The 2,899-nt window shown below is 62.9% G+C and carries 2 protein-coding genes and 1 pseudogene; 1 reads left to right on the top strand and 2 read right to left on the bottom strand.

What is annotated here, in order from left to right:
- Nucleotides 1-892, bottom strand: an 892-nt coding sequence (locus B3873_RS19325) for a M3 family metallopeptidase (RefSeq protein ID WP_286868317.1), incomplete at its 3' end; no start/stop codon positions are given.
- Between the two features lie 69 nt (nt 893-961).
- A complete protein-coding gene (gene folD / locus B3873_RS19320; protein ID WP_286868315.1) occupies nt 962-1,807 on the bottom strand; it encodes a bifunctional methylenetetrahydrofolate dehydrogenase/methenyltetrahydrofolate cyclohydrolase FolD in 846 nt (281 codons plus the stop codon).
- Nucleotides 1,808-2,105: 298 nt separating this feature from the next.
- On the opposite strand from folD, the pseudogene B3873_RS19315 reads away from it, so the two are divergent.
- Nucleotides 2,106-2,899 (top strand): annotated as a pseudogene (locus B3873_RS19315) (glutamate--cysteine ligase); the annotation flags it as partial.

The following is a 2,899-nucleotide window of genomic DNA, read 5'->3' as shown; positions in this document are numbered from 1 at the left end:
CGCTGGGCGACTTGGCCATCTTGGCCACCAGCGACACTTCGGCGAAGTTGGCGTAGCCCAGCAGTTGCGCTTCTTCCTTGCGCAGTTGCAGGATCTGGTCGATGTTGCCGCTGTTGTCCCATTCCGGCTTGACCCCCAGCTCGGACGCTTTGGTGGCGTTGGCACGGTAGATCTTCTCGCGCAGGGCGCGATTATCTGCATATTGCAGCACCGGGAAATACGAGGGGAAGTGCAGCGTGAACTTGTAGCCGGGCTTGCCATCCTTCTCGGCGGCGGCCCGTGCAGCTTGCTTCACATCGGCCGGAAGCCCGGACAATTCGGCCTCGTCCTCGACGAAGAGGGCGAAGTCATTGGTGGCGTCCAGCACGTTTTCGGAGAAACGGGTGGTCAGCATGGCCTGCTTTTCCTGGATCTCGGCGAAGCGTTCCTTCTTGTCGTCGGCCAGTTCGGCACCGGACAGGCGGAAGTCGCGCACGGCATTGTCCACCACCTTGCGGCGCGCGGCCGACAGGGAGGCAAAGGCCGGGCTGGCCTGCAGGGCCTTGTACTTCTCGAACAGCGCCAGGTTCTGGCCCAGCGCGGTCCAGAATTCCACCAGGCGCGGCTGGTTCTCGTTGTAGGTGGCGCGCAGGGCCGGGGTGTCCATGACCGAATTCAAGTGGCCGACCACGCTCCAGGCGCGGCCCAGCTTTTCGGTGGCCGATTCCAGCGGCTCGACGAAATTGTCCCAGGTGACTTCGGCCATCGGTGCTTCCAGTTCGGTGACCAGGCGGCTGGCGTCGGCCAGCAGCTTGTCCAGCGCCGGGGTGACGTGCTCCGGCTGGATGGCATCGAACTGGGCATAGCCCGAGAAATCGAGCAGGGGATTGGCGGCGATGTCAGTGGTGGTCATGGGCTCTCGTTTCTCTGAAAACAGCCGGCAGCCAGGCTGCCGGAGGGTATTGCGCTAAGGGCGTGCCGATCAGCTGCGTTCGGCGGCTTCAATGGTGTTGACCAGCAGCATGGTGATGGTCATCGGACCCACGCCACCCGGCACCGGGGTGATCCAGCCGGCAACTTCCTTGGCATTGGCGAAATCGACGTCGCCGCACAGCTTGCCGTTGTCATCGCGGTTCATGCCGACGTCGATGACGACTGCGCCAGGCTTGACCATGTCGGCGGTGACGATGTTGCGCTTGCCGGTGGCGACCACCAGGATGTCGGCCTGGCGGGTGTGGTGGCCGAGGTCACGGGTCTTGGAGTTACAGATAGTGACGGTGGCACCGGCTTGCAAGAGCAACATCGCCTGCGGCTTGCCGACGATGTTCGATGCACCGACCACCACCGCATTGGCGCCACGCACCGGGTAGTGGATCGATTCCAGCATCTTCATGACGCCATAGGGGGTGCAGGGGCGGAACAGCGGCTGGCCGGTCATCAGCAGCCCGGCGTTGCTGACGTGGAAACCATCCACGTCCTTTTCCGGGGCGATGGCTTCAATCACCTTGTGGGCATCGATATGGGCCGGCAGCGGCAGCTGCACCAGGATGCCGTTGATCTTGGGATCGGCGTTGAGGGCGTCGATGCGGGCCAGCAGCTCGGCTTCCGTCATCGAGGCTTCATATTTTTCCAGCACGGAGTGCAGGCCGTTGTCCTGGCAGGCCTTGACCTTGTTGCGCACGTAGACCTGGGAAGCGGGGCTGTCGCCCACCAGGATCACGGCCAGGCCGGGTTGCTTGCCTTGGGCGGTGAGGGCGGCGGCGCGCTGGGCCACTTCGGCGCGCAGTTGTTGGGAGAGCAGGTTTCCGTCGATCAGTTGGGCAGACATGGCAGATAAGGCTTTAGAAAGTGAAGGGCAGGGCTGGGAAGAAGGCGCCCGGTCAGGCCGGGACCACTCGAACTCAAGGCGCAAAGCACCGGAACCCGTGATTATAAAGCCAGGCGGCAGGCCGGACGAAATGCCGGCGCGAGATGGCATATTGCTTGATTGCAAATACTTTTTGCATCAATTTCCTTCATATTGGCATTTGGGGTGGCGCACGACGGGGATTTGCAATTTCGGTTATGCTCCCGCATCCTGAAGCCCCAGCTGCTAATACATAGCGACAAGAACCAAGGACTACCGCATGACCGATCTCCTCACCCGCCGCCTGCAACAGCTTTCCCAGCCGCACCATCTTGCGCTGCTGGGCCAGGGCCTGCGCGGCGTGGAACGGGAGACGCTGCGCGTGGACGGCCAGGGTCATCTGGCCCGCACGCCCCATCCGCCGGCGCTGGGTTCGGCCCTGACCAATGACCTGATCACCACCGATTATTCCGAAGCGCTGCTGGAATTCATCACCCCGGCCATGCCCGACATCGCCGATGCCCTGCAGCGCCTGGACGAGATCCACCGCTTTGCCTACACCAAGCTGGACGGCGAATTCCTGTGGAATGCCTCGATGCCCTGCGTGCTGCCGCCGGAAGACGAGATTCCGCTGGCCTGGTACGGCAGCTCGCACATCGGCATGTTGAAGCACGTCTACCGCCGTGGCCTGGCGCTGCGCTATGGCCGCACCATGCAGTGCATCGCCGGTATTCACTACAACTTCTCTTTAAGTGAAGACTTGTGGGAAGTCCTGCGGGACGGCGATGACACCGTCGATCCTTCCCTGTCGCGCCGCGATTACCAGTCCGAGCGCTACATTGCCCTGATCCGCAACTTCCGCCGCTACAGCTGGCTGCTGATGTACCTGTTCGGTGCTTCGCCGGCGGTGGCGACCAATTTCCTGCGCGGCCGGCCGCACCAGCTGGAGACGCTCTCCGAAGACACGCTCTTCCTGCCCTACGGCACCAGCCTGCGCATGAGCGACCTGGGCTACCAGAACCACGCCCAGGCCAACATCACCCCGCACTACAACAACCTGCCGGCCTACATCCG

This window comes from Herbaspirillum sp. UBA812, assembly GCF_002296545.1.
Taxonomy (GTDB): Bacteria; Pseudomonadota; Gammaproteobacteria; order Burkholderiales; family Burkholderiaceae_D; genus Herbaspirillum; species Herbaspirillum huttiense.
Note: the sequence above shows the minus strand (reverse complement) of the source record. Positions and strands in the feature narration are given on the sequence as shown.